Origin of the sequence: Protofrankia sp. CiT1 (genome assembly GCF_917627335.1) — a bacterium.
GTDB lineage: Bacteria > Actinomycetota > Actinomycetes > Frankiales > Frankiaceae > Protofrankia.
The window spans coordinates 11,919-13,839 of record NZ_CAKJTP010000123.1 but is presented as its reverse complement, the minus strand read 5'-3'; the positions used below and the strand labels follow the sequence as shown (position 1 = coordinate 13,839).

Sequence of the window (1,921 nt, the reverse complement as noted above, 5' to 3'; positions counted from 1 at the left end):
GGTTTGACCCCACGGCCGCCCCGCCCGGGTCCGGCCCGGTCGGCGCCGAGCCGCCGGGACCCGGGCGCCGGGCGCCGGGCGCCCACGCGGGACCCGACAGTCACTGAGGAGGATGGCGGATGACTCTCACCGTGAACGGCAAACTCATGCAGCTACCGGCCGGCACCACCCTGTACCAGCTGATGGCGGGTTTGGCGGGCGTCGGCCGGGGGACCGCCGCCGCGGTCGACGGCGTTGTCGCCCCCCGCGGCGGATGGGCGGAGCTGGAGCTGCGCGCCGGCCAGCATGTGGAGATTCTCACCGCGACCCAGGGAGGTTGACGTGGCCGACGACACCTTCACCATCGCCGGTGCGGAATTCGATTCCCGGCTGATCATGGGGACCGGCGGGGCACCGAGCCTGGCCATCATGGCGGCGGCGATTCAGGCCTCGGGGACAGCCATGTGCACGGTGTCCATGCGCCGGGTGGATACCGCGACGCCCGGGTCGGTACTGGACATGCTCGCCGGCTGCGGCGTCCGGGTGCTGCCGAACACGGCCGGGTGCCGCACCGCCCACGAGGCCGTCCTGACCGCCCGGCTCGCCCGGGACGCGCTGGGAACAGACTGGATCAAACTTGAGGTGATCGCGGACGACCACACGCTGCTGCCGGATCCGGTCGAACTCCTCGACGCGGCCGAGCTCCTGGTCGCGGACGGGTTCACCGTCCTGCCCTACACCAACGACGACCCGGTGCTCGCCCGCCGGCTCCAGCGGGCCGGCTGCGCCGCGGTGATGCCGCTGGGCGCGCCCATCGGCACCGGACTGGGAATCCGCAACAGGCACAACATCGAGCTGATCGTCGCCGAGGCCGAGGTTCCCGTCATCCTCGATGCCGGGATCGGTACCGCCTCCGACGCCGCGCTTGCCATGGAACTCGGCTGTGACGCCGTGCTGCTCGCCTCCGCGGTCACCCGGGCGCAGGACCCCGCCCTCATGGCGGCGGCCATGGCGGCCGCGGTGACCGCTGGACGGCTCGCGGCCCGCGCCGGGCGCATACCCCGGCGCCACCACGCGCGAGCGTCGTCCCCCACGCATGGCACCGCGGTGTTCTGAGCACCCGCGCATCCAGGCGTTGACACCCGTCGGCCGCCCGTCGGCCGCTCCTCGGCCGCCCCTCGGCCGCCCCTCGGCCCTGGTATTGATCCACTTTCCTGGCGCTGTTTGCGTCTTCGGGGAGCGGATAGGAGCGCAGGGGGGATGGGCTCCCATCCCCCCTGCCAGTGACCGCCAGGGAGGAAGCCGACAATGACCTCGTTGTCCGTTATGAGCCGTCCGACGCCAGTCACTCGACGGGGCTGGGACCCGTTCGCCGAGTTCGGTGATCTCTACGAACGGATGGGCCGCCTGCTGGATGTATCGCTGCCGGACCTCATGCCGCGGGAAGGCCGCTCGTGGACACCCGCGATCGACATGGAGGAGACCGAGAACTCCTACATCATCGAAGCGGATCTGCCCGGTACTCCCGCCAACACCGTCAACATCGACGTCCGGGGGAACGAGGTGAGCATCACCGCTGACATCCAGGCCCGGGAACACCGCGGCGTGATGCGTCAGCAGATGCGCCGTATGGGCCGGTATGAATGTACCGTGCGGCTGCCCGGGGAGGTGGATGCGGAGAAGTCCGCGGCCCAGGCGGCCGACGGTGTGCTTCAGCTGACACTGCCGAAGCTCTCGTCGACCGCGAGCCGCCACGTCCCGGTGATCGAGGCCGGCGAGCGTGCCATGACTGAAACGCGTGCTGCCGAGACAGCTGAGGACCGCTCCGCGACCGGCCGGGCAGCCGGTTCCGACAGGAGCGCCCGGCAATAGCTCGGCAATAGGGCAATGTTTCGACAGCCATCTGACTGGCACGAGGCGCGTGCCCTATTGCCGGAGCCTC

General features: G+C 70.8%; 3 protein-coding genes. All 3 read left to right on the top strand.

Annotation, left to right across the window (positions count from 1 at the left end):
• Nucleotides 1–119 precede the first annotated feature (119 nt).
• The 3 genes from thiS (at nucleotide 120) to MJ785_RS16705 (ending at nucleotide 1,851) form a co-directional block, all read left to right on the top strand.
• A complete protein-coding gene (gene thiS, locus MJ785_RS16715) occupies nucleotides 120–320 on the top strand; it encodes a sulfur carrier protein ThiS (protein ID WP_239311690.1) in 201 nt (66 codons plus the stop codon).
• Between the two features lies 1 nt (nucleotide 321).
• Complete coding sequence (locus MJ785_RS16710) at nucleotides 322–1,095, top strand: thiazole synthase (protein ID WP_255724424.1); 774 nt, start codon at nucleotides 322–324, stop codon at nucleotides 1,093–1,095.
• Between the two features lie 192 nt (nucleotides 1,096–1,287).
• Entirely contained in the window at nucleotides 1,288–1,851 is a 564-nt protein-coding gene (locus MJ785_RS16705; protein ID WP_239311688.1) for an Hsp20/alpha crystallin family protein, read from the top strand.
• Nucleotides 1,852–1,921 lie beyond the last annotated feature (70 nt).